The 20,566-nt window shown below is 52.4% G+C and carries 19 protein-coding genes and 1 riboswitch; of the genes, 6 read left to right on the top strand and 13 right to left on the bottom strand.

Features of this window, described 5'->3' with window-relative positions; translation table 11 throughout:
* The coding region (locus AC3G2T_RS06750; RefSeq protein WP_488434976.1) for a hypothetical protein at nucleotides 1-235 on the top strand (235 nt) is incomplete at its 5' end.
* Nucleotides 236-530: 295 nt separating this feature from the next.
* Here the strand turns inward: AC3G2T_RS06750 and AC3G2T_RS06755 are convergent.
* The 4 genes from AC3G2T_RS06755 to AC3G2T_RS06770 are packed head-to-tail and all read right to left on the bottom strand — an operon-like array spanning nucleotide 531 to nucleotide 3,857.
* Complete coding sequence (locus AC3G2T_RS06755) at nucleotides 531-1,202, bottom strand: GNAT family N-acetyltransferase (protein ID WP_488434977.1); 672 nt, start codon at nucleotides 1,200-1,202, stop codon at nucleotides 531-533.
* Between the two features lie 22 nt (nucleotides 1,203-1,224).
* Entirely contained in the window at nucleotides 1,225-1,932 is a 708-nt protein-coding gene (locus tag AC3G2T_RS06760) for a GNAT family N-acetyltransferase (RefSeq protein WP_488434978.1), read from the bottom strand.
* Between the two features lie 34 nt (nucleotides 1,933-1,966).
* Complete coding sequence (locus AC3G2T_RS06765) at nucleotides 1,967-2,824, bottom strand: carbon-nitrogen hydrolase family protein (RefSeq protein ID WP_488434979.1); 858 nt, start codon at nucleotides 2,822-2,824, stop codon at nucleotides 1,967-1,969.
* A 34-nt stretch (nucleotides 2,825-2,858) separates the two neighbouring features.
* A complete protein-coding gene (locus tag AC3G2T_RS06770; protein ID WP_488434980.1) occupies nucleotides 2,859-3,857 on the bottom strand; it encodes an acrylyl-CoA reductase family protein in 999 nt (332 codons plus the stop codon).
* Nucleotides 3,858-4,390: 533 nt separating this feature from the next.
* Between AC3G2T_RS06770 and AC3G2T_RS06775 the strand changes: the two genes are divergently transcribed.
* Together AC3G2T_RS06775 and AC3G2T_RS06780 are read left to right on the top strand one after the other, a co-directional pair.
* On the top strand, nucleotides 4,391-4,804 hold the full coding sequence (locus AC3G2T_RS06775) for a hypothetical protein (RefSeq protein WP_488434981.1): 414 nt from the start codon (nucleotides 4,391-4,393) through the stop codon (nucleotides 4,802-4,804).
* A 24-nt stretch (nucleotides 4,805-4,828) separates the two neighbouring features.
* Nucleotides 4,829-4,990, top strand: a complete 162-nt coding sequence (locus tag AC3G2T_RS06780; RefSeq protein WP_488434982.1) for a hypothetical protein — start codon at nucleotides 4,829-4,831, stop codon at nucleotides 4,988-4,990.
* Nucleotides 4,991-5,110: 120 nt separating this feature from the next.
* Here the strand turns inward: AC3G2T_RS06780 and AC3G2T_RS06785 are convergent, their stop codons facing one another.
* The 3 genes from AC3G2T_RS06785 to AC3G2T_RS06795 are packed head-to-tail and all read right to left on the bottom strand — an operon-like array spanning nucleotide 5,111 to nucleotide 8,917.
* Complete coding sequence (locus tag AC3G2T_RS06785; RefSeq protein ID WP_488434983.1) at nucleotides 5,111-6,688, bottom strand: UDP-glucose--hexose-1-phosphate uridylyltransferase; 1,578 nt, start codon at nucleotides 6,686-6,688, stop codon at nucleotides 5,111-5,113.
* Nucleotides 6,689-6,744: 56 nt separating this feature from the next.
* Nucleotides 6,745-7,734 carry a UDP-glucose 4-epimerase GalE gene (gene galE / locus AC3G2T_RS06790; protein WP_488434984.1) on the bottom strand — a complete coding sequence of 330 codons (990 nt, stop codon included), beginning with the start codon at nucleotides 7,732-7,734 and terminating at the stop codon, nucleotides 6,745-6,747.
* Between the two features lies 1 nt (nucleotide 7,735).
* Nucleotides 7,736-8,917: a galactokinase gene (locus AC3G2T_RS06795; RefSeq protein ID WP_488434985.1), complete on the bottom strand. Its 1,182-nt coding sequence runs from the start codon at nucleotides 8,915-8,917 to the stop codon at nucleotides 7,736-7,738.
* 209 nt (nucleotides 8,918-9,126) lie between these two features.
* Between AC3G2T_RS06795 and AC3G2T_RS06800 the strand changes: the two genes are divergently transcribed.
* The 3 genes from AC3G2T_RS06800 (at nucleotide 9,127) to AC3G2T_RS06810 (ending at nucleotide 12,073) form a co-directional block, all read left to right on the top strand.
* The gene (locus AC3G2T_RS06800) at nucleotides 9,127-9,990 is read left to right on the top strand and encodes an AraC family transcriptional regulator (RefSeq protein WP_488434986.1); all 864 of its coding nucleotides are present in this window, start codon (nucleotides 9,127-9,129) and stop codon (nucleotides 9,988-9,990) included.
* A gap of 141 nt (nucleotides 9,991-10,131) precedes the next feature.
* Nucleotides 10,132-11,391: an AAA family ATPase gene (locus AC3G2T_RS06805; RefSeq protein ID WP_488434987.1), complete on the top strand. Its 1,260-nt coding sequence runs from the start codon at nucleotides 10,132-10,134 to the stop codon at nucleotides 11,389-11,391.
* Between the two features lies 1 nt (nucleotide 11,392).
* A complete protein-coding gene (locus AC3G2T_RS06810) occupies nucleotides 11,393-12,073 on the top strand; it encodes an RloB family protein (RefSeq protein ID WP_474685037.1) in 681 nt (226 codons plus the stop codon).
* Nucleotides 12,074-12,149: 76 nt separating this feature from the next.
* On the opposite strand, the gene AC3G2T_RS06815 is transcribed toward AC3G2T_RS06810, so the two are convergent.
* The 6 genes from AC3G2T_RS06815 to ilvA form a co-directional block, all read right to left on the bottom strand.
* Nucleotides 12,150-13,133 carry an ABC transporter permease gene (locus AC3G2T_RS06815; protein WP_488434988.1) on the bottom strand — a complete coding sequence of 328 codons (984 nt, stop codon included), beginning with the start codon at nucleotides 13,131-13,133 and terminating at the stop codon, nucleotides 12,150-12,152.
* Nucleotide 13,134: 1 nt separating this feature from the next.
* Nucleotides 13,135-14,214 (bottom strand): ABC transporter permease, encoded by a 1,080-nt coding sequence (locus tag AC3G2T_RS06820; RefSeq protein ID WP_474685035.1) that lies wholly within the window; start codon nucleotides 14,212-14,214, stop codon nucleotides 13,135-13,137.
* Nucleotides 14,207-15,748: an ABC transporter ATP-binding protein gene (locus AC3G2T_RS06825; RefSeq protein ID WP_488434989.1), complete on the bottom strand. Its 1,542-nt coding sequence runs from the start codon at nucleotides 15,746-15,748 to the stop codon at nucleotides 14,207-14,209. The genes AC3G2T_RS06820 and AC3G2T_RS06825 overlap by 8 nt, the downstream gene beginning before the upstream one ends.
* A gap of 183 nt (nucleotides 15,749-15,931) precedes the next feature.
* Complete coding sequence (locus AC3G2T_RS06830; protein WP_474685033.1) at nucleotides 15,932-16,999, bottom strand: BMP family lipoprotein; 1,068 nt, start codon at nucleotides 16,997-16,999, stop codon at nucleotides 15,932-15,934.
* Nucleotides 17,000-17,277: 278 nt separating this feature from the next.
* Entirely contained in the window at nucleotides 17,278-18,942 is a 1,665-nt protein-coding gene (locus AC3G2T_RS06835) for a putative bifunctional diguanylate cyclase/phosphodiesterase (RefSeq protein WP_488434990.1), read from the bottom strand.
* Nucleotides 18,943-19,040: 98 nt separating this feature from the next.
* Nucleotides 19,041-19,127, bottom strand: a riboswitch (cyclic di-GMP riboswitch).
* A 93-nt stretch (nucleotides 19,128-19,220) separates the two neighbouring features.
* Entirely contained in the window at nucleotides 19,221-20,477 is a 1,257-nt protein-coding gene (gene ilvA / locus AC3G2T_RS06840) for a threonine ammonia-lyase IlvA (RefSeq protein WP_474685031.1), read from the bottom strand.
* Nucleotides 20,478-20,566 lie beyond the last annotated feature (89 nt).

Raw genomic sequence — 20,566 nt, forward strand, 5'->3', positions numbered from 1 at the left:
GTTTTCTGTTATAGTTGCCATGAGTAGGGTTCCTTTCTTGGTGACTTTAGCCATCCCGAGAATACCCTACTTTTTTGCTGTCTGGAAGACTCCAGATCTTGGTACACAAACTATTGTACGCCATCGCTGGCCACGAACAATTCCTGCAATTGTGCAGGTTTTTCCCCGAACACATGGGCTCAGATCCACTTTCAGCGGAAATTCCTGCACTTTTGCAGGTTTTTCGCCAAAATAAACCGATTACGCAGAAAAAACCTGCACTTTCGCAGGTTTTCTCCCTTCCAAGCGGCTGCCCGCCCAGTTGCGCAGTTCTACGACCTACACCGGGTGAGGCACGCGCCCAGAAAAAGCCGCCGCCCCCCCCCAAATTAGGCCCCCACTAGTTCCCCTAACCCTAACAAAGTGTCGCGGCCTTCTCGGGCAGCCTGACATTCGCCGGCTTACTTCGCGAGCGGCCAGGCAGATTACGCTGTCGACTCTGACGAAAAAGGCCTGCCCGCCGTGGATACGCATCCAGGCAGGCAAGCCCTTTAAATCGGCAGCAGCGCTACGGAGTCGCGCTTTTTCAGCTCTTCAACCATGTCCAGCCATTTCGCCGGCTTGTTGGACAGCACCGCGTAGTAGCGCGTCAAAAACCGCACGACCAGCTCTGCCGGAATGTGCGCACGCTCCTCGTCCGCGGGCAGGAAGCACAGGTCAAGCCCCTCCACGGCTTCGCCGTTGTTTTCCCAGGACGGATGCACATAGCCCAGGTCAAGCCGTTTGTAGCCCAAGTGCGACAGCACTTCGCGCCGCACGTAAGGGTTCATCGGCTTTACGCCGCCGAACTCATGTTCGATATCGCGATACGGGTCATAAATCTCGGCGAACATGCCGGTCATCGGCTTGCCCGATGCGGCGGCTACAGCCTGCAAATCTTCCGTGCGCTTGCGCGCAAGAAAGCGTCCGATGCCAAGCCCCGGGCGGCCAATGATCGTAAAATCGGTCATCGCCACCTGGAAGTCGTCATAATAGCGATATTCCGTCGCTCCGACGACTTTGCCTTCGTGCACCGCCACGAACACACGGATACCCGGGTCTTCCAGCGGCTCTTTCCATAACGAATATTCCAGCACTTCCTCAGGCGGGAATACCTCTTTCATCAAATCGTGCATCGACCGAAACAACGGATTTTCAATACTGGCAATGCGAACATATTCCATCTCGATAACTCCTTCTTTGCGTTCATTTGAATGGATTGCGCCACTCCATCAGCAGCGCGTAATTGCAGGAATCCTCGTCTTCCAAATAATTGGCCACGACCTGAACCGGCGTTCGCCCGCAGCGCAGCAGAAAGGTGATCACAGGGTCCTTCATCGTACCGTTCACCAGCGCTTTTACATATTCCTGGACGCTCATGGTGTCCACAACTTTATGATACCCCGGCATCCGCCCGCCGCCCAAAAGCCTTGTCATGCCCAAATGCACAACCACTTCGTACATGGACTGCATCAGCCATTTGCCGAGACCCAGCTTCCGGTAGGCGGGAGCAATGCAAATATCGACAATGTAAAGCGTGTCGCCGTCAGGACGGTGGGTCCGAATGTACCCGTTATCGGTTACGGAAGCCCAGCTGTGGTCGGTATCGCCCGGGTCAAAGCGGATTCGCAGGCCGGTCATGGACCCGACAACCTCGCCGCCGATTTCCACGCAGAGCGCTCCCTCCGGAAAACGCGCAATATGTTCCCGCAACTGCTCCGCGTTCCACCATAATTCCGAAGGAAAAGGCGGCGGAAAGCTTTCCTGCTGCACGCGGATCAACGCCTCAAAATCGTTCCTGGTATAATTGCGGATGATCGCTTCTACCGGCTTATTCCCGTCAAAGACGTACATTCGTTTCAAATAAAACTTCGTCCCGTCCCCCTGCCCCGCAGGTGTGGCTGGTTTGTCCATCGGTGCGCATCCTCCTTATTCGCCAAGTTTAAGCTTAAGACCAATCGGTGTACAAATCCGTCCTGCGGTCGCGCCAAGTAGTGACGGACCCCCGTTCCCGAACTTGCTCCAGCAGCTCCAAATCCAGATCCGCCGTGACGACCATATCATCGTTAATCTCGCCTTCGACGAGAATGCCCTTGGGCGGGAACGGAACGTCGTTCGGCGTCAGCACGGCCGCCTGCCCGAAATTGCCTCTCATAAAATCTACCGTAGGCAGAGCCCCGACCGTCCCTGTAGTCACGACATAGATCTGATTCTCGATCGTTCTGGCGTGACAAGTATAGCGGACGCGGTGGAAGCCGTGACGGTCATCCGTGCAGGAAGGGGCGAACAGCACATCGGCCCCGCGGGCCCTGGCCATGCGTACGATTTCCGGAAATTCCACGTCGTAGCAGACGAGGATGGCGATCCGCCCTTTGTCCGTATCGAATACTTGCAGGCTGTCGCCCGCCCCCATGTTCCATTCCTTGACTTCCGTCGGTGTAATATGCAGCTTTTTCTGCTCGGCGATCCGGCCGTCCGGATAAAACAAATGTGCGGTGTTATACAGCTTGCCGCCCTCTGACGTAATATGCGTGCCTCCAATGAGGTGCATGCCCGTCTGCTCGGCCAAACCTTTGAACAAATCGCGGTACGCTTCCGTAAAATCCGGCAAGGCCTCGATCGGCAGCGCTTTGCCGCTTCCGTCGCCGATTGACATCAGCTGCGTCGTAAACAGCTCCGGAAACAGCACAAAATCCGCCTCGAACTCCTGCGCCGTCTTCACATAATGCTCCACTTGCGCGGCGAACTCCTCAAAGCTATGAATCGTATGCAGATGATACTGCACCGCGGATACTCTCATTTTCATCAACAGTTCTCCCCTTCTCAGTTCCGATAGCGCTTCAGCCCTCGCCTAGCCGTACCAGCACACGACCCCGAATGCGCCCCTGCAAAATATCGGCCGCAGCCGCCGGAATTTCATCCAAAGCAATCTCGCGGCTGACCATCTCGTCCAGACGGGACGGTTTGATCGCGCCCGCCATCCGCTGCCAAAGCTGCTGTCTAAGCGGCATCGGGCAGTATACTGAATCAATGCCCAGCAAGTTCACGCCCCGCAGGATAAAAGGATACGCCGCCGCGGCAAAATCCGTACCGCCCGTTAAACCGCTCAGCGCTATAGAGCCGCCATAGCACATGCTGCTCAGCAAATAGGCCAGCGATGCGCCGCCTACGGGATCTACCGCTCCCGCCCACCTCTCTTTGTTGAGAGGCTTGCTCTCGGCGGGACTCAGCTCTTCGCGCGTCAGTATCCGCGCGGCGCCAAGCCCAAGCAAATAGTCGCGCTCCGCCGATTTGCCCGTACCGGCCTCGACCTCGTATCCGAGGCTGGCAAGCATGGAAACCGCGTGGCTGCCGACACCGCCCGTCGCGCCGCGCACGAGCACGGGCCCTTGCCCCGGGCTCAGCCCGCTTCGTTCCAGGCGCTCGATGGACAGCGCCGCAGTGAAGCCCGCCGTGCCGAGAATCATCGCCTCGCGATGAGTCAACCCCTGCGGCAGCGGCACGACCCAATCAGCGGGTACGCGCACGCACTCGCTGAACCCGCCAAAATGACCGGTTCCCAGCTCGTAACCGGTCACCACGACATCGTCGCCTTCCCGATATCTCTCATCGCTGGAAGCAACAACTGTCCCCGCTACATCAATCCCCGGCACCATCGGAAAAGAACGCACCACACGCCCCTCCTGGCTGCAGGCCAGCGCATCTTTGAAATTAATGCCGGAGTAAGCCGCCCGGATCGTCACCTGCCCGGGAGGAAGATTATCTATATGCAGTTCTGCAACCTCAGCGAAAAAAACACCCTCAGTCCGGCCCACCTGTAAAGCCCGAAACATCCCCATGCCATCGCCTCCTCAGCTTCAACCGAATTATAGCCCCACCCTTCCAGTTTACTAAAATAGACAGGCTGTTTCCAATCATATGCTAAGCCGTCAAGCCGAACCCGCAAAAAGCGAAAATAAACCGGATCTTCGAACCGGGAAAATGAGGCAGCCTGCATTTTACAAGATACAACTACGCTCCTGGGAGACTGTCCGACGGAGTTACTTTTGTGCATACCAGGTGAATCATGACTGCATATATTGCCGCTCACACTGCATAATGACTGTCATTTTGCTTATATACCTTCTACGTGGTTCATCGGACAGACTCCTAGTTCAATTAGTTGCGCTAGTCATCTCAGGCAGGCCGCACCGTGCGCTCACGCCCCTGCCCAACCGCCACCCGGCCAACTCACATCAACTCGCGTCAACAACTTAGCATACGTCCGGCAAGCCAGCCATATTTTTCGCAAGTACAAAAAATAAGGGCCACCCCAAAAAGGCCGAATTAGACCTGAGGGATAGCCCATCGCTGTAAGGCAAAAAATTCGTTCTTGACCCAACCGTCCGTCAAATGGCTTGAGAGAGCCGGCCAACCTGCAAAAGCCAGCCAGCCCGAGAAAGCCACGATGCCTTTGTTAGGGTCGCCGACAAGAGCGCTAATTTGCGGACTGCCAAAAGCAGCTCGTTCTGGCGGAAAACCTGCGGAAGCGGAAATGCAGGCTTTTTCCATAGAAACATCCCGTGCTGACAAAAAGCCTGCGAAAGTGCAGGCTTTTTCCGTGAAAGCGGCTCGTTTTGACGAAAAGCCTGCGATTGTGCAGGAATTTTCGCTTAAAACGGGTCTGAGCCCACGTGTTCGATGGAAAACCTGCACTTTTGCAGGCTTTCTCCGTTGCCAGTGTATCAAGGAGCAAAAAACAGCACTTTTGCAGGCTTTCTCGCAAACCAAACCTGTGATACGCTAACTTCCGTGAAAGTAGCTAGTTTTGGTGAAAACGGAAATGCAGGCTTTTTCCATAGAAACATCCCGTTCTGACAAAAAGCCTGCCAAAGTGCAGGCTTTTTCCGTGAAAGCAGCTCGTTTTGACGAAAAGCCTGCAATTGTGCAGGAATTTTCGCTTAAAACGGGTCTGAGCCCACGTGTTCGATGAAAAACCTGCACATTTGCAGGAATTCTCCGTTGCCAGCGTACCAAGGAGCAAAAAACTGCACATTTGCAGGCTTTCTCGCAAACGAAGCCAGTGATACGCTAGCCGGCATCGGCGCCGGGGCTAGCTGCTCGCAAACCCGGCGGCGTCGAGAAATCTGCGGAACGCTTGCTGCCCTTCCCCGGTGCGTTTGAACACGCCGGCGTCGAGCAGCACGTCCAGGAACTTGCCGCCGACTTCCGCTTGCAGCGCTGCGTCCGCCGCTGCCGGAGTCATCGCTGATCCGTGCTTCGCGATCAGCGACTCGATCCACGCTGCATGCTTGTGCAGCGGATGGTCCGCGTCCTCGCGGATCTCGCGGCCGTAGCCGGCTGCGCCGGCGAGGAGCTGCGCGATCTGCGCCAGCTCTTGCTGCAGGCGGCCCGGCAGCACCGCCAGCCCCATAACTTCAATCAAGCCGATATTTTCCTTCTTGATGTGATGCAAGTGCCGGTGTGGATGAAAGATGCCATCCGGGTGCTCTTCGCTGGTGCGGTTGTTCCGCAGCACCAGGTCAAGCTCGTACTCGCCCCGCGCATTGTTGCGGGCGATCGGCGTGATCGTGTTATGCGGGATGCGCTGTCCGTCCTTCTCGGAGAAGGCCAGAACTTCCGCTTCCGCATCGCTGTACGCTCGCCAATCGTCGAGCAGTTTGCTCGCCAGCTTGTACAGCGTCTCTTTGTTGTGGCTGCTCAGGCGGAGGACCGACATCGGCCATTTGACGATGGCGGCCTTCACGCCGGCGAAATCCGGGTGCGCGAAAACCGCTTCGCCAGGCGCTTTTTCCATCGGGAATTTGTGGCGTCCGCCCTGGAAATGGTCATGGTTCAGAATCGAACCGCCGACGATCGGCAAATCCGCATTCGAGCCGATGAAATAATGCGGGAACTGATCGATAAAATCGAGCAGCCTGCGGAACGTTTGCGCCGTCGTTTTCATCGGAATGTGCTGCTCGTGGAAAATAATGCTGTGCTCGTTATAGTACACATAAGGCGAGTATTGGAAATACCAGTTCTCCTCGTCCAATCTCAGCGGAATGACGCGGAGGTTCTGTCTGGCCGGATGATCCACCCGCCCTGCGTAGCCCAAATTGTCCGCGCACAGCAAACATTTGGGATAGCTGCTTTGCGGCAGCGTTTTGAGCAGCGCGATTTCTTTCGGATCTTTTTCCGGCTTGGACAGATTGATTGTAATTTCCAGATCTCCGTAATCCGTGCCGGCTAACCAATACGCGTTTTTGCGGATTCGATCCATGCGGATGTAGTTCGAGTCAATCGACAGCTTGTAAAAATAGTCCGTAGCCGCTTCCAAGCTCTGCAGCTTGGCGGTAGTCCGGAACTGATGCACGACTTCAGAAGGGCGCGGCATCAATAACCCCATAATTTTGGCGTCCAGCAAATCCCGGTATGTCGCCGTATTGTCTTCCAATAAGCCTGCCTCGTAAGCGTCGTCAAGCAACTGCTCCAGCAGCTCGACAGGGCTGTCCAGCCTCTCGTCCGGCACTTCGCCGCCATAAGGCTCGGCGAGGCCGAATAAATCCAAAAGCGCGTTCCTTGATGCATACATATCAAGCGGCTCTACAAGTCCGTTTTGCTTCGCGAACTGCAGCATCCGTTCTATCGTCAATGCCGCACGAGGCGGCGTCGTTCCGTTCCGTTCCATGGTCGCCCTGCTCCTTTCCATAATCTCTGCGCTGTAACCGGGCTTGGTATTGTTTCTTACTTATCCCCGTAGCCGCCGGGGTGGTTTTGATGCCAATTCCATGCGCTCTCGATGATAGCTTCAAGCGAATCGCGCGACGGCTTCCAGCCGAGCTCCGTTCTCGCCCGCTCCGAAGAGGCGATCAGGACGGCAGGGTCGCCGGCTCGCCGCGGCTCCACGACAGCCGGGATCGCATGGCCCGTCACTTTGCGCGCGATGTCGATAACGGCTTTTACCGAGAAGCCTTTGCCGTTGCCCAGGTTGTAAATGCTGCTTTCCGCGCCCTGGCGCAGCTTCTCGACTGCCAGGACGTGCGCGCTCGCCAGGTCGCTGACATGAATGTAGTCGCGGATGCACGTTCCGTCTTCCGTCGCATAGTCGTCGCCGTAGATCGAGATGTGCTGTCTTTGGCCGAGCGCCACCTGAAGAATGATCGGGATCAAATGCGTTTCAGGGCTGTGATCCTCGCCGATCTTACCGCTTGCGTGGGCACCCGCCGCATTGAAATAGCGCAGCGACACATATTTGATGCCGTGCGCGGCATCGAACCACTTCATCATTTTTTCCATAGCCAGCTTCGTTTCGCCGTACGTGTTCGTAGGCAGAGTACGATCCGTTTCGAGGATCGGAATGTTTTCCGGCTCGCCGTAAGTCGCCGCCGTGGAGGAGAATACGATTTTTTTCACGCCATACTCGTTCATTTTCTCCAGCAGGCACAGCGTGCCGTATACGTTGTTATGATAATATTTCGCCGGGTTGGTCATGCTCTCGCCCACAAGCGAATTCGCCGCAAAATGAATGATCGCGTCAATCGCATTTTCCTTGAACACCGTGTCCAAAAACTCGCCGTCGCGCAAATCTCCAACGTACAGCTTGCCGCCCAGAACCGCTTCGCGATGCCCCTGCTGCAAATTGTCGACAACGACAACTTCCTCGCCTTTCGCCAGCAGCTCCGCTACCGCATGCGAACCGATATACCCGGCTCCGCCGGTGACCAAAATCGCCATTTTACAACGCCTCCCCGATTTTTTCGACTCCATTCCCGATTTCACATACGTAGAAACTTGGCGTCAAGCCTGTTTTTTCGTTATATTCCCGGCCTACTTGTTCGATAAATGTCTGCACGCTGTCTTCATGCACCAAAGAAACCGTACAACCGCCAAAACCCGCACCCGTCATCCGCGCGCCAAGCACGCCGGGAACTTTCAACGCCGCTTCCACCATAGCATCCAGCTCGGGGCCGGTCACTTCGTACAGGTCGCGCAGCGAGTCGTGCGAGCCGATCATCAGCTTGCCGAACGCCTCCAGGTTGTCCGCTTTCAGCACCTCGATCGATTGCAGGACGCGGTCGATTTCCTCAATAACGTGCTGCGCTCTGCGGCGGACCGTCTCGTCAGGAATAAGGTCCTTGTATGCGCCAAACTGCTCCAGATTGATTTGGCCGAGCAGCGTGATGTCAGGGAACTGCTTTTGCAAGTAAACGACGGCTTGCTCGCACTGGCTTCTTCTTTCGTTGTAGGCGGAATCGACAAGCCCTCTGCGCTTGTTCGTGTTGCCGATCACAAGTCTGTAGCTGCCGCCCCGGAACGGCACATACTCGTATTCAAGCGTATCGCACATCAGCAAAATCGCGTGATCCCGCTTGCCGTTCGCCACCGCAAATTGGTCCATAATGCCACTGTTGACGCCGACGAACTGGTTTTCCGTTTTTTGCGCGAGAAGCGCGATTTTCACCGTGTCGGTCGGATAACCTTCCAGCGTCAGGAGGCCGAAAGCCGTAACCACCTCAATCGAAGCCGAGGAAGAAAGACCTGCGCCATTCGGTATTTCGCCATGGAACAAAAGATCGTAGCCATTCGTCACCGGAAAACCTTCTTTAGCCAGATGGACTACGATTCCTTTGGGATAGTTCATCCAGTCGTCCGCTTCGTTATATGCCATATCCGCCATGGAAATTTGTTTGCGCAGCTCCATATTCGTAGAGGCAAAGCCGATCTTGTGATCCGCTCTCGGACGAGCCAGCATCGTCGTTCCGAACGTCAGCGCCGCAGGGAATACGTAACCGCCGTTGTAGTCGGTATGCTCCCCGATCAAATTTACCCTTCCTGGCGCATGGAAAGCCGAAATTGCTGCTGTAGAGTCTCCGTAAATCTCAATAAATGTCTGCTTTAACGCTTGCAAATCTGCCATGTCGGCACCGCCTTTTGTGGGAATGAGATTCGTTGTATTTGGAATGTTTGTAACTACAGTATAAGAGATCGCGTCGTGATTGACTATGGAAGGATGTTATTATTACATGGAAAAATGTGATTTACAGCATTCATTTGCAGATGGAACTATGCTAAAATCGGAGGATACCGCATGGAATGCCGTTCACATAGAAGGAGGATAGCGCCGCTATGCCGAAGCCTCACAGCTACTACGTGGTTTCCAATCCGCTAACGTCTCAGGATAGTGAACTGCTCGTGCTGTTTACGGGAGAAAGCCAGACCAAGCCGGAGCATCGTCTGGGCCCCAAAGTGTACGATTACTATTTGATACATTATATCATATCAGGAAAAGGCGTTTTTACGTGCCGCGGAGAGGAATATGAGCTTGGCGCCGGAGACAGCTTTCTTATCGAACCCGAGCAGTTGGTTAGCTACATCTCCGACCCGGAGGAGCCTTGGCACTACTGCTGGATCGCCTTCACGGGCCCGCGCGCTTCGGGGCTTGTCGCCGAGACCGGGGTCAGCTCCGCCCGTCCGATTGTACGAATGAACCGAAACCGCCATATTCCGGTCATTTTCCACCAAATCCGCCACGCCTTTCGGGCGCGGGGCGCTAATGCGCAATTGAAAGCGAGCGGATATTTGCACCTGCTGCTTTCGGAATATTGTGCAGCGCTTGCGATCCCTTCCGCGTCCTGGGCGGTCGCCGATGCGGAGAACGATCGCGTCGTGCAGCAGGCGATTCACTACTTGTCCACCCAATACGCCGAGCCGATCACCATCGAGCTCATGGCGGAAAACCTCGGTTACAACCGCGCCTACCTGTCGCGGATATTCAAACGTCACACGAAAGTGACACCCGTGACATTCCTGCTCAAACTGCGCATCGATAAAGCCAGGCAGCTGCTGCGCGAGCGTCTTGAGCTTACCGTGGAACAAATCGCCTCCTCGGTCGGCTTTCACGACCCGCTGTACTTCTCGAAGCAATTCCGCCGCTTGTATGGCGTGTCGCCTACAGAGTACCGCAATCGGATGAAATCTTTGCAGCTATGATTAAACAAAATCAATCAACCTTTTCGGTATTTTCGATTTTTTTGCAAAAATCAGTTTAAATCGCTTCTTTTTCGTATATAATACGGTTATAATTGCAAAAAAATAGCAATCAATTTGCAATTTGTGTATGGAGGTGTTTACATGCTGGTTATGTTTCGTGCTAATAATTTTTTATCGTTTCAGAACGACGCTGTTCTTGATATGAGGGCTGCTTTCTACAAAGAGCATGAGTCGCATATCATTTCTACAAAATATTTCAACTTATTGAAGACAGTCGCCATTTACGGGGCCAACGCGAGCGGCAAAACCAATTTGATTAGTGCCCTTTATTGGTTTAAACGATTTATTCTAAATCAACTTTTTCAGGACTCTACCGCCTATGACGAATCAGATCGCTTGACCTCTATCGAACCTTTTCTATTAACGGATGCAGAAAAGGAATCGGTTGAATTTGAAATGATATTCATTTACCAAAAATTCCTTTTTCAGTATGGATTTTCATTCTCCGAAACGACGATTAAGTCGGAATGGCTGTATGTTGACAAAGATCTTGTTTTTGATCGCGATGCAAACAAGGGACTTGAATACGGTCCAAAGTATCGGGGGCAGCTTCAAAATCTGAGCAAATACCGCGAGGACCGATTGTATCTTTCCGTTCTCGACTATTTCGCCACGGATAAAGTCAAGGAAATGATTGATCATTTCAAGGGCTTTTTTCAGAAAAATTTTAATGTGTACCACGAATTAGTTCTAGAATCTACTATCAAAGGTACGGCCGGATCCGTTTTTAACTCTAAAAAATTGCTCGACAATGAAATGTTCCGCATGCAAGTTGCCGATTATGTAAATTTAATTGACGTGGGTATTGAGAATATCACCGTTGAGAAAGAAATGCGGCTGCATCCCAAAACTGGCGAGGAACAAGAGATTCCTGTTATCAAAACCGTTCACCCCATCTATGATGCAGAGGGCAACCGGGTCGGCAGCAAAGCTTTTGATCTTTCCAAAGAATCTTCCGGGACATTGCGTTTTTTATCATTTATTCAGCGAATTTTGATTCTGATGGAAACCGGAGGTGTGTTCATAATCGACGAACTGTCCGCCAGACTGCATCCCTTACTCACCAAATTTATCGTGGATATGTTTCAGTCCGAAGCTAATTCCAACTATGCCCAACTCGTTTTCACCACTCACGAAACGTCCATATTAAACAAAAATCAGTTCCGTCGAGACGAGGTTGTGTTTGTTGATAAGGACGACAAGGGAGTATCTCAAATTTATTCTCTTTCTGATTTGAAAGCCATTCGATCTATCGCCACCTACAATAAAGATTATTTTAACGGTAAATACGGCGCAATACCCATTTTCAAAACGTCCCGCTTAAGTAACGGCAGGAATTAATATGGTACGTTTAAACCCTTTCATTCCAAGGTCGTCAGATACGAAGGCAGGTCATTTAGGCAAAATCCTTCTTTTTTGTGAAGGCACGACTGAAGTCAATTATTTCGAATTCTTTGCCGCGATCATACAAAAAAACCGCAACAAATATTCCCATATCGATATCGTTCCTACTTTGGCCGGAGGGAATGCGAGAAGAGTTCTTAATTTCGCGAATCATTATTTGAATGACGATAACAATTTGCGCAAATACGGCCTATACGAGAAGTGTTTGATTTTCGACTGCGACGCTCCTCCCGAGATCGAAGAAGCTATTTCCGAAATGCAGCTTTCATCCCACGATTACGTAATACTGCCAAGCAATTTATCCTTTGAAATATGGCTGCTCATGCATTTTGAAGATGTTAATGTTAATTTTTCAGACACAAAAACTAAGATTTTTGAGCGTCTTAAAGCGGTACTTGGCAGAGCGGATTATGAAAAATCGGATAAAGGCATGATTCGGCAAATAATTGGGAACGGGGATAGCATAAGGAAAGCTATTTCAATCGCTCAAACCTTAGACCAGACATATAAAGAACAAGGGCTTTCCATAGACATACATATTCGTCAAATGAACCCCTTCACTCTAGTGTATACGTTAATGGAGCGAATTCTGGACGAAATGCATAAATCGGAATTATAGACTTCTATTATTAATATTAAAAACAAAAACATGCACCCATTCGAGCTTAGTCGCCCGTTCAGGTGCATGTTTGCTGTTATCGTTTGCCCGGATCGTAGGGCTCGCCGAGCGAGGATGGGGCTTTGGCCCTGCCTACTGCGCCGGCCAGCACAAGAATTGTCAGTACATACGGCAGCATGTACAAAAATTCTTGCGGAATGCTTTTCGTGAAATCGAACAGCTGCAAAAAGTTTTTCAACGCCTGCGCCATGCCGAAAAATACCGCCGCGCCCAGCGCGCCGAACGGATGCCACTTGCCGAAGATCATGGCAGCCATCGCGATGAAGCCTTGCCCGGAAATCGTATTGTGCGAGAAATTGCTTGTCGTCGTCAGCGTGATGGTCGCTCCGCCCAGCCCGGCCAGCGCGCCGCTGATGAGCACCGCCATGTAACGGATGCGATTCACTTTAATGCCCATCGTATCCGCGGCGCTAGGATGCTCGCCGACCGAGCGAAGCCGAAGGCCGAACGGAGTTTTGAACAGCACATAGTACGTGACCGCGACTAAAATTAACGCCAAATATGTCGTTGGATAAGCGGTGAATATCGCGTACCCAAGATACGGAATTTGCGACAGCACGGGAATCGCGTATTTGCTGAACACATCGTTCAGTGTTTCCGTTTGTCCGGCGCCGTTAAATAAAATTTTCACCAAATACACCGTAACGCCGGCCGCCATAAAGTTAATGACGACCCCGCTGATCACCTGATTCGCTTTGAACGTAATCGACGCCACCGCATGAATCAAGGCAAAGATAAGCGCAAACGCCACCGCCGCCAAAAGCCCGATCCACGGAGACCAAGCGCCCATATTCGCTTCTTCCGCATAGTAAGTTCCGACCGCCGATGCAAAGGCGCCGGAAACCATCAGCCCTTCGATACCGATGTTGACCACACCGGATCTTTCCGAGAAAATGCCGCCCAAAGCCCCAAAAATAAGCGCCGTTGAAAATACAAGCGTCGTATTGATCAGCTCGCTGCCTTTGGTAAGCGTCGTATTCAATATTGTAAGAAAATCCATGTTACAACGCCCTCTCTTTCTTGCGTTTCGCATAGAATGGGAGAAGTATCCATTTTACGATCCCTTGCGTCGCTACAAAAAAGATAACCGATCCGATCACGATGCGAATAATTTCCGGCGGCACGTCCGCGCCAAAGCTCATCCCGGCCGAACCGTATGTCAGACCACCGAACAAAGCCGCTCCGAGAATAATTCCCCACGGATTGTTGGCCCCCAGAAGCGATACCGCAATGCCGTCAAAACCGTAGCCTGGAGACGCCGCAGCCACAACCTGATAGTGGAACACGCCGAGAATCTCAAATACTCCGGCGAGCCCGGCAAAGACGCCGCTGATGAACATCGCTTTCACGATGTTGCGGTTGACGTCCATGCCCGCGTATTGGGCCGCATGGATATTGTGGCCGACAGCCCGCAGTTCGAAGCCTTGCTTTGTTTTCCAGAGGATGACGTAGAACGCGACGGCGCCAAGCAGCGCTATCAAGGTCCCCCAGTGAATTCGAGCGTTATCCATCAGCTGCGACAGCCAGCCGATATTGACCATGGCCGACTCCTGAATCATATAAGAGCGCTGCTGCTTGGGCTCCAGCAAAAATGCATTCACGATATAATTTGACAAAAACAGCGCGATCCAGTTCAACATAATGGTCGTAATGACCTCATTCACACCGCGCTTCGCTTTGAGGTAACCGGCAATAGCTCCCCAAATGCCGCCGAGCAGCGCTCCTGCGAGAACAGCCAGCGGTGCATGAATGAACCATGGAAGCCCTTGGATTTTCACGCCGATTAAAGTAGCCCCGGTCATGCCCATGACGACCTGGCCTTCGGCTCCGATATTGAACAGGCCTGTCCTGAACGCAAAAGCAACGGATAAACCGGTCAAAATCAGCGGCGTAATCGATCGAACCGTTTCTCCAAGATCGTAAGGACTGCCGAAAATACGTTTGAACAGTGCGATATAGGCATCAATCGGGTTGTAACCCCCGGCGAGCATGACGAGCGCCCCGAATATAAGCCCGAGCACAATCGCGACGAGCGGCATGACCACAGTATCGCCGGTAAAAACCCTTATAGCTTTATTCATGGGCTGCTCCTTCCTTCGTGCTCCTGCTGCCCGCCATCAGCATCCCGATCTCCTGGTCGTTCGTTTCCTGCGGCAGCACTTCACCCACAATTTGTCCTTCATAAATAACAGCAATTCGATCCGATACGTTCATAATTTCATCCAATTCAAAAGAAATCAGCAGCACAGCCTTCCCTTTATCGCGCTGCTCAATCAGCTGCTTGTGCACGAACTCAATGGCTCCGACATCCAGACCGCGAGTAGGCTGCGCCGCTATAAGCAGGCTCGGGTCCTTGTGAATCTCCCTCGCAATGATCGCCTTCTGCTGGTTGCCGCCCGACAAGGAACGAGCGTTGTTATATATGCTTGGCGTACGCACGTCGAATTTTTGAATTAACTCCTCGGCATGCTTGTCTATGGCATCGTAGTTCAAAAAACCTCTGCGATTATATTCCGGATGAAAATATGTTTCGAGAACCATGTTCTCGCTCATTGTAAAATCCAACACCAACCCGTGCTTATGGCGGTCCTCCGGAATGTGCGACAATCCGGCTTCCGAGATCGCCCTTACGGAATGATTGGTGATTTCCTTGCCCTGGAGCACTACGCGCCCGCTGTCCACCGGCCTCAGCCCGGTCAGCGCCTCGATCAGCTCGCTCTGTCCGTTGCCGTCGACACCTGCGATGCCCAAAATTTCGCCGGCCCGGACTTCAAAATTGAGCCCTTTCAGCGAAGCAAGGCCTTGCTGGTTGCGCGCCGTCAAATTCTGCACCTGCAGAACAGGTTGTCCAGGCTTCGCTTCCTGTTTGCTTACTTTAAACGATACGTCGCGCCCGACCATCTTTTCCGCCAAAATTTGCGGATTGGCCTTCGCGCACTCCAGCGTGTCGATGACTTTACCCCTGCGGATAATCGTCACCATATCGGCAATTTCCATAATTTCTTTCAGCTTATGGGTAATTAGAATGATGGATTTGCCTTCCTTCACCAAATTGTCCATGATCTCCATAAGCTCGCTGATTTCCTGCGGAGTCAACACCGCCGTCGGTTCGTCGAAAATTAAAATGTCCGCACCGCGATACAGCGTTTTCAAAATCTCCACACGCTGCTGCATGCCGACGGAAATGTCTTCAATTTTTGCTTTCGGATCGACTTTCAATCCGTACTGCTCGGACAGTTTGCGCACTTTTTCCTGAGCGGTGCGGTAATCTATATTCATCCCTTTTTTGGGCTCCATGCCCAAAATGATATTTTCCGTAACCGTAAAAGGCTGCACCAGCTTGAAGTGCTGATGCACCATGCCGATTCCGAGCTCAATCGCCCGGTTCGGGCTGTCGATATTGACTTCCTTGCCTTGAATTTTAATATGGCCTTCATCCGGCTGGTACAAACCGAAGAGAATGTTCATGAGCGTCGACTTGCCCGCTCCGTTCTCTCCGAGCAATGCATGAATTTCACCTTTATGCAGCTGCAAGCTGATCGAATCATTGGCAACGATTCCCGGGAACCGCTTCGTAATATTGTAAAGCTCGACAACAGGGGTTACTGTGCTCATCGGATCACCCTACTGATTATTTTTAGAGGAAGTGCAATAAGACGGTATCGCTTCATGAAGCGAAGTAGGAGATAGGGAGAAAAACCTTGAGAACTAAAGAACAAGGCTAGTTATGCAACCAGCCTTGTTTTAACAATAGCATGCGACACGTTCCTCGAGCTGACGCTGCGCGCGGACAGGTGCTTATTGTTCAGGGACTTTGATTTCGCCGCTAATAATTTTCGCTTTGTATTCATCGACTTTTGCCAAAATTTCAGGCTTAACGTTTTTCTTGGAAGTTTCAGGCAAGCCTACGCCGTTGTCTTTCAGACCGAGAACTATGGTTTTGCCGCCTTGGAACTTGTTGTCGATGACATCTTTGGACACGCGCTCAACCGCTTGATCAACGCGTTTCAACATGGAAGTGAGGGTGACGTCGTCGCCAAACTCCAGGGATTGGTCTTTGTCGACACCGATTACCCATACTTTTTTGCCGGCTTTGAAACGGTCCTTCGCTTCGTTGAATACGCCGTTGCCCGTCGAACCTGCTGCGTGGAAAATGATGTCCGCGCCATCGTTATAGATGGTTGCGGCTGCCGCTTTGCCAAGGTCAGGCTTGTCAAAAGCGCCTGTGTAGTTGATTTGGATTGTGGCTTTAGGGTTAACTGCCGCAACTCCCGCTTTGAAGCCCGCTTCAAAACGTTGGATAACCGGAATTTTCACACCGCCGACGAAGCCGATTTTGTTCGTTGTCGTTGTAAGACCTGCAACTACGCCTACCAGATAAGCGCCTTCTTGCTCGGAGAATGTAACCGACTCTACGTTCGGAGCTTCTACGACGTTGTCGATAATGGCCAGTTTTGCATCAGGGTTCTGGGTCGCTACCGTTTTCAGCGCATCGCCCATCAGGAAGCCGATTCCCCAAGTCAGGTTGTATTTATCTTTGACGAATTGGTTCAAGTTCGGGATGTAATCGGAGTCGCTTTTGCTCTCCAGATTTTTCACATTGGCGCCGGTGTCTTTTTTCAGCTTTTGCAAGCCTTCCCAAGCGCTTTGGTTAAACGACTTGTCGTTCACGCCGCCAATGTCGGTAACCATTCCGATCTTCATGTCTTTGGCCGCGCCGCCCGGAGTTGCCGCCGCCGTAGCTGCCGCACTAGGAGCCGGAGAAGCCGATGCGCCGCCTGTTTTATCCTCTTTCTTTGCGCATCCGGACAGCACTACCGCTGTCACTGTAACAGCCATTAATGCAGTTGAAAACACTTTTTTCATCGTATTACCCCCAACTAATAAATTTGACTACTTCTTTAGACTGCTTCACGAAAGGCCAACTTGTAGTGTCACCATGAAGGAATGAAAATATGTAACGCATTCATGTGTCAATTGTACCATCAATTCCAAGGGCGGAAAAGTAGTTTCCCCGTTATTGCGGCACAATTCGTCATGTCATACAAGGTAACATAATCATGTTTGTGACTGGCTACAAATAGGTGTAGAGCCCCAATTCCCGATTATACTACCTGTGGTTGATAAAATCCATATCATTTCCGTTAACTTATTTTGTCTTTCATTAATTGAATGAATTCCTCAGGATGCAGAGGGCTGCTGAAAAGCTTGCCTTGAGCTTCCGTGCATTGCATACTTTGCAAATGTTCGAGCTGCTCCTCGGTTTCCACTCCCTTGGCGATCAGATTAAGACGCAGACGCTGCGCCATCATGGCGATCGCTTCCGCCAGCAGCTGATTTTCGCCGTCTTCGGGAAGGTCGCGGACGATCGTGCTATCGAGCTTGACGCTGTCCATCGGCACCCGGTCGGCGCCGCTTCTGGTGAACAGGCCGGTGCACAAATCGTCCATGGCGATTCGAAATCCGAAAGCTTTCAATAACTTCAGCTTCTCGCCGGTCTCCTCCACGCCGGAAGAAGATATGTCTTCCGCCAAATCGAGCTCGATCATGCCGGGCTCAAGGCCCGTTTCCTTGATGGCGTCGGCCACCAGATCGATGAAGCCTCGGTCCCTGAACTGTGAAGCGGTTACAGCGACGGTCAGCCGCAAAGGAGGATATCCCGCGTCCAGCCAGCTTTTCGCCTGTTGGCACGCTGTTCGCAGCGTCCACTCGCCGATGGCGGTCATCAGGCCGGTTTCCTCGGCGACGCGCACCCACTCGCTGCCCGGGATTTCCCCCTGCCCCGGACAGTGCCAGCGGATTACCGCCTCCATTCCGATCAGACGTTTGCCGGAAAGCTCATATTGCGGCTGATAGTACAGCTCCAGTTCGCCATTGTCCAAGGCGGCGCGAAGCGCCCGCTCCATGCGCTCCGGGCCTGCCGGCTCGGCATTTATTTCTGCGTCATAGAAACGGAGGTAATTTTCCCCATGCTTCTTGGCCGCATACATCGCTTCGTCCGCATGCTTCATTAACTGCCGCGGCGTCTCCCCGTCATACGGGTACAGCGCAATCCCCATGCTTGCCGAAACCGCAAAAGGGCTTCCCTCAAGCACAAAAGGCTCCTCAAGCGCCGCCTGAATACGGGACGCTGCGAGGCGGACATCCTCCTGCTTCATAATATGAGGCAGCAAAATCGTAAACTCGTCCCCGCCCTGACGGTATACGGTATCTTCTTCCCCAAGGCTGCTTGTCAGCCTTTGGCCGGCCTGCCGGATGAGCATGTCGCCATAAGCGTGCCCGAGCGTGTCGTTCACATGCTTGAAACGGTCCAGATCCAAAAAAATAACGGCAACCAGTTTATTGTGGCGCTTGGCATGCAGCAGTGACCGCTCCAGACGGTCTTCGAACAGCCTGCGGTTCGGCAAACCCGTCAAGGAATCGTGATGCGCGATGTATTCCATTTCCATGCTCCTGCTCTTATAATGCTCCCGCGACGCAGCCAACTGCCGGATCCCGTAGACGAAAAACATGCACAGGACCGTATGAGTCAACAAACTTGCGAACAATTCGGACGCAAGAAACACGAATGAAAGCAGCAGCCATGCGCACGCCGCTGCCGCCAATAAAACAATAGAAGCCTTTCGCTTGACGAGAAAAGCGGAGCAAGCAAAGCCCGCAAACAATATCCCGGCCAGCCAGCCCATTGCATGGAACGATGCCGAGACAAGCAGATTCGCCGTCAGCAGACTGACGCCAAGCAGGCACAAATATTCCCACGCAAAGTTAATTGCATGCCGCTCCCGTTTGGATGATGTACCGCCGTTCACGCTTATAACCTCCTCCCCCCAAACCTGTATAAAGAAGAAAAGGCTATTCCATCACATGGAATAGCCGCAGGTAGTACCTGTTAGGTATAATTCAACCCTTCGGCAGCCCAGCTGTCCTAGTTGAATGCAACCTTAGACCTGCGGCTTTGCGTCCTTGCCTTTCGGCAAGTTTGCCTTTTTTCGAAAAATATTCGAGTTTTCTGGGACTTATTTACTATACCATATTTAACCAAAATTAGCTAATAGAATCTTCCGGTTCTGCTGTAAATCGGAAATTTTCAAATGAGCAGATTGAACAGCTTCGGATCCTTGTTAATCTCGATGTAGCCGTAATCTTTGCGCGAGAGGCGCTCGATAAGCCCGTGGTAGTCGTCCTTGTTTTTCAACTCGATGCCGACCAGCGCCGGCGCGTCGTCTCTATTGTTTTTCTTCGTATATTCAAATCTGGTAATATCGTCGGAAGGCCCGAGAACTTCCTCCAAAAACTCGCGCAAAGCACCGGCGCGCTGCGGGAAGTTCAAAATAAAGTAGTGCTTAAGCCCCTCGTAGATCAACGAGCGTTCCTTGATTTCCTGCATCCGGTCAATGTCGTTGTTGCCGCCGCTGATGACGCAGACTACGTTTTTGCCGCGGATTTGTTCCTTGTATGCGTCAAGCGCCGCAACCGGAAGCGCCCCGGCAGGCTCGATCACGATCGCATTGCTGTTGTAAAGCTCCAGAATCGTCGTACACTCCTTGCCGGCTGGCACGATAACGATATCCTCGACATTCTCCTTGCAAATCTCGTAATTCAATTGCCCTACCTGCTTCACGGCCGCCCCGTCGACGAATTTGTCGATCGTTGCCAACGTGATGACTTGTCCCAGCTTAAGCGCCTCAGACATGCTTGCGGCGCCCTCCGGCTCTACGCCGATAATGCGCGTCTGCGGAGCTACGCTTTGCACATAAGTGGAAATTCCCGAGACAAGTCCGCCGCCGCCGATCGTGGCAAAAATAAAATCCGGCGTCTCAGGCATCTGGTTCATAATCTCAAGACCGACCGTGCCTTGTCCGGCAATCGTGCGCGCGTCGTCGAACGGATGAATAAACGCCTTGTTCTCCCGGGCGCAGTACTCCCTGGCCTGAGCGGAGGAATCGTCAAAGGTATCTCCTGTAAGGATGACCTCGACAAAAGCTCCGCCGAACAGCTTGACCTGCGAAATCTTTTGCCGGGGCGTCGTCGTCGGCATGAAGATTTTTCCTTCGATGCCCAAGTGCTTGCAGGAAAAAGCGACTCCCTGCGCGTGATTGCCGGCGCTGGCGCAGACGACTCCCGCCGCCCGCTCCTCGGGAGACAAGCTTTGAATGACATTATAAGCTCCGCGAATTTTGAACGATCTCACGATCTGCAAATCTTCGCGTTTCAAGTATACGTTGCACTCATACAAGTTCGATAAAAGCTCGTTGCGCTGCAGGGGCGAGGGCTCGATCACTTTGCTGAGCACATGATTCGCCTTGATGATGTCTTCCAGACCTACTCTTCCATTTACAGCCATGCTCTTCTGCTCCTTTTGCCGTGTTCGCACAAGATTAAGTTTTAAAGCCTATTGTAACATATCTTGCAGGGCTGGGAAGCACACGGGGA

It is taken from the genome of Paenibacillus sp. sgz302191, assembly GCF_057749925.1.

Excerpts from the sequence above, each read along its gene's own strand:
- AC3G2T_RS06820 (WP_474685035.1), bottom strand. The coding sequence starts at position 14,214 with ATGAATAAAGCTATAAGGGTTTTTACCGGCGATACTGTGGTCATGCCG.
- AC3G2T_RS06760 (WP_488434978.1), bottom strand. The coding sequence starts at position 1,932 with ATGGACAAACCAGCCACACCTGCGGGGCAGGGGGACGGGACGAAGTTT.
- AC3G2T_RS06765 (WP_488434979.1), bottom strand. The coding sequence starts at position 2,824 with ATGAAAATGAGAGTATCCGCGGTGCAGTATCATCTGCATACGATTCAT.
- AC3G2T_RS06795 (WP_488434985.1), bottom strand. The coding sequence starts at position 8,917 with ATGGCAGATTTGCAAGCGTTAAAGCAGACATTTATTGAGATTTACGGA.
- AC3G2T_RS06785 (WP_488434983.1), bottom strand. The coding sequence starts at position 6,688 with ATGGAACGGAACGGAACGACGCCGCCTCGTGCGGCATTGACGATAGAA.
- ilvA (WP_474685031.1), bottom strand. The coding sequence starts at position 20,477 with ATGGCTGTAAATGGAAGAGTAGGTCTGGAAGACATCATCAAGGCGAAT.
- AC3G2T_RS06810 (WP_474685037.1), top strand. The coding sequence starts at position 11,393 with ATGGTACGTTTAAACCCTTTCATTCCAAGGTCGTCAGATACGAAGGCA.
- AC3G2T_RS06800 (WP_488434986.1), top strand. The coding sequence starts at position 9,127 with ATGCCGAAGCCTCACAGCTACTACGTGGTTTCCAATCCGCTAACGTCT.
- AC3G2T_RS06755 (WP_488434977.1), bottom strand. The coding sequence starts at position 1,202 with ATGGAATATGTTCGCATTGCCAGTATTGAAAATCCGTTGTTTCGGTCG.
- AC3G2T_RS06815 (WP_488434988.1), bottom strand. The coding sequence starts at position 13,133 with ATGGATTTTCTTACAATATTGAATACGACGCTTACCAAAGGCAGCGAG.
- AC3G2T_RS06770 (WP_488434980.1), bottom strand. The coding sequence starts at position 3,857 with ATGGGGATGTTTCGGGCTTTACAGGTGGGCCGGACTGAGGGTGTTTTT.
- AC3G2T_RS06825 (WP_488434989.1), bottom strand. The coding sequence starts at position 15,748 with ATGAGCACAGTAACCCCTGTTGTCGAGCTTTACAATATTACGAAGCGG.
- AC3G2T_RS06830 (WP_474685033.1), bottom strand. The coding sequence starts at position 16,999 with ATGAAAAAAGTGTTTTCAACTGCATTAATGGCTGTTACAGTGACAGCG.
- galE (WP_488434984.1), bottom strand. The coding sequence starts at position 7,734 with ATGGCGATTTTGGTCACCGGCGGAGCCGGGTATATCGGTTCGCATGCG.
- AC3G2T_RS06805 (WP_488434987.1), top strand. The coding sequence starts at position 10,132 with ATGCTGGTTATGTTTCGTGCTAATAATTTTTTATCGTTTCAGAACGAC.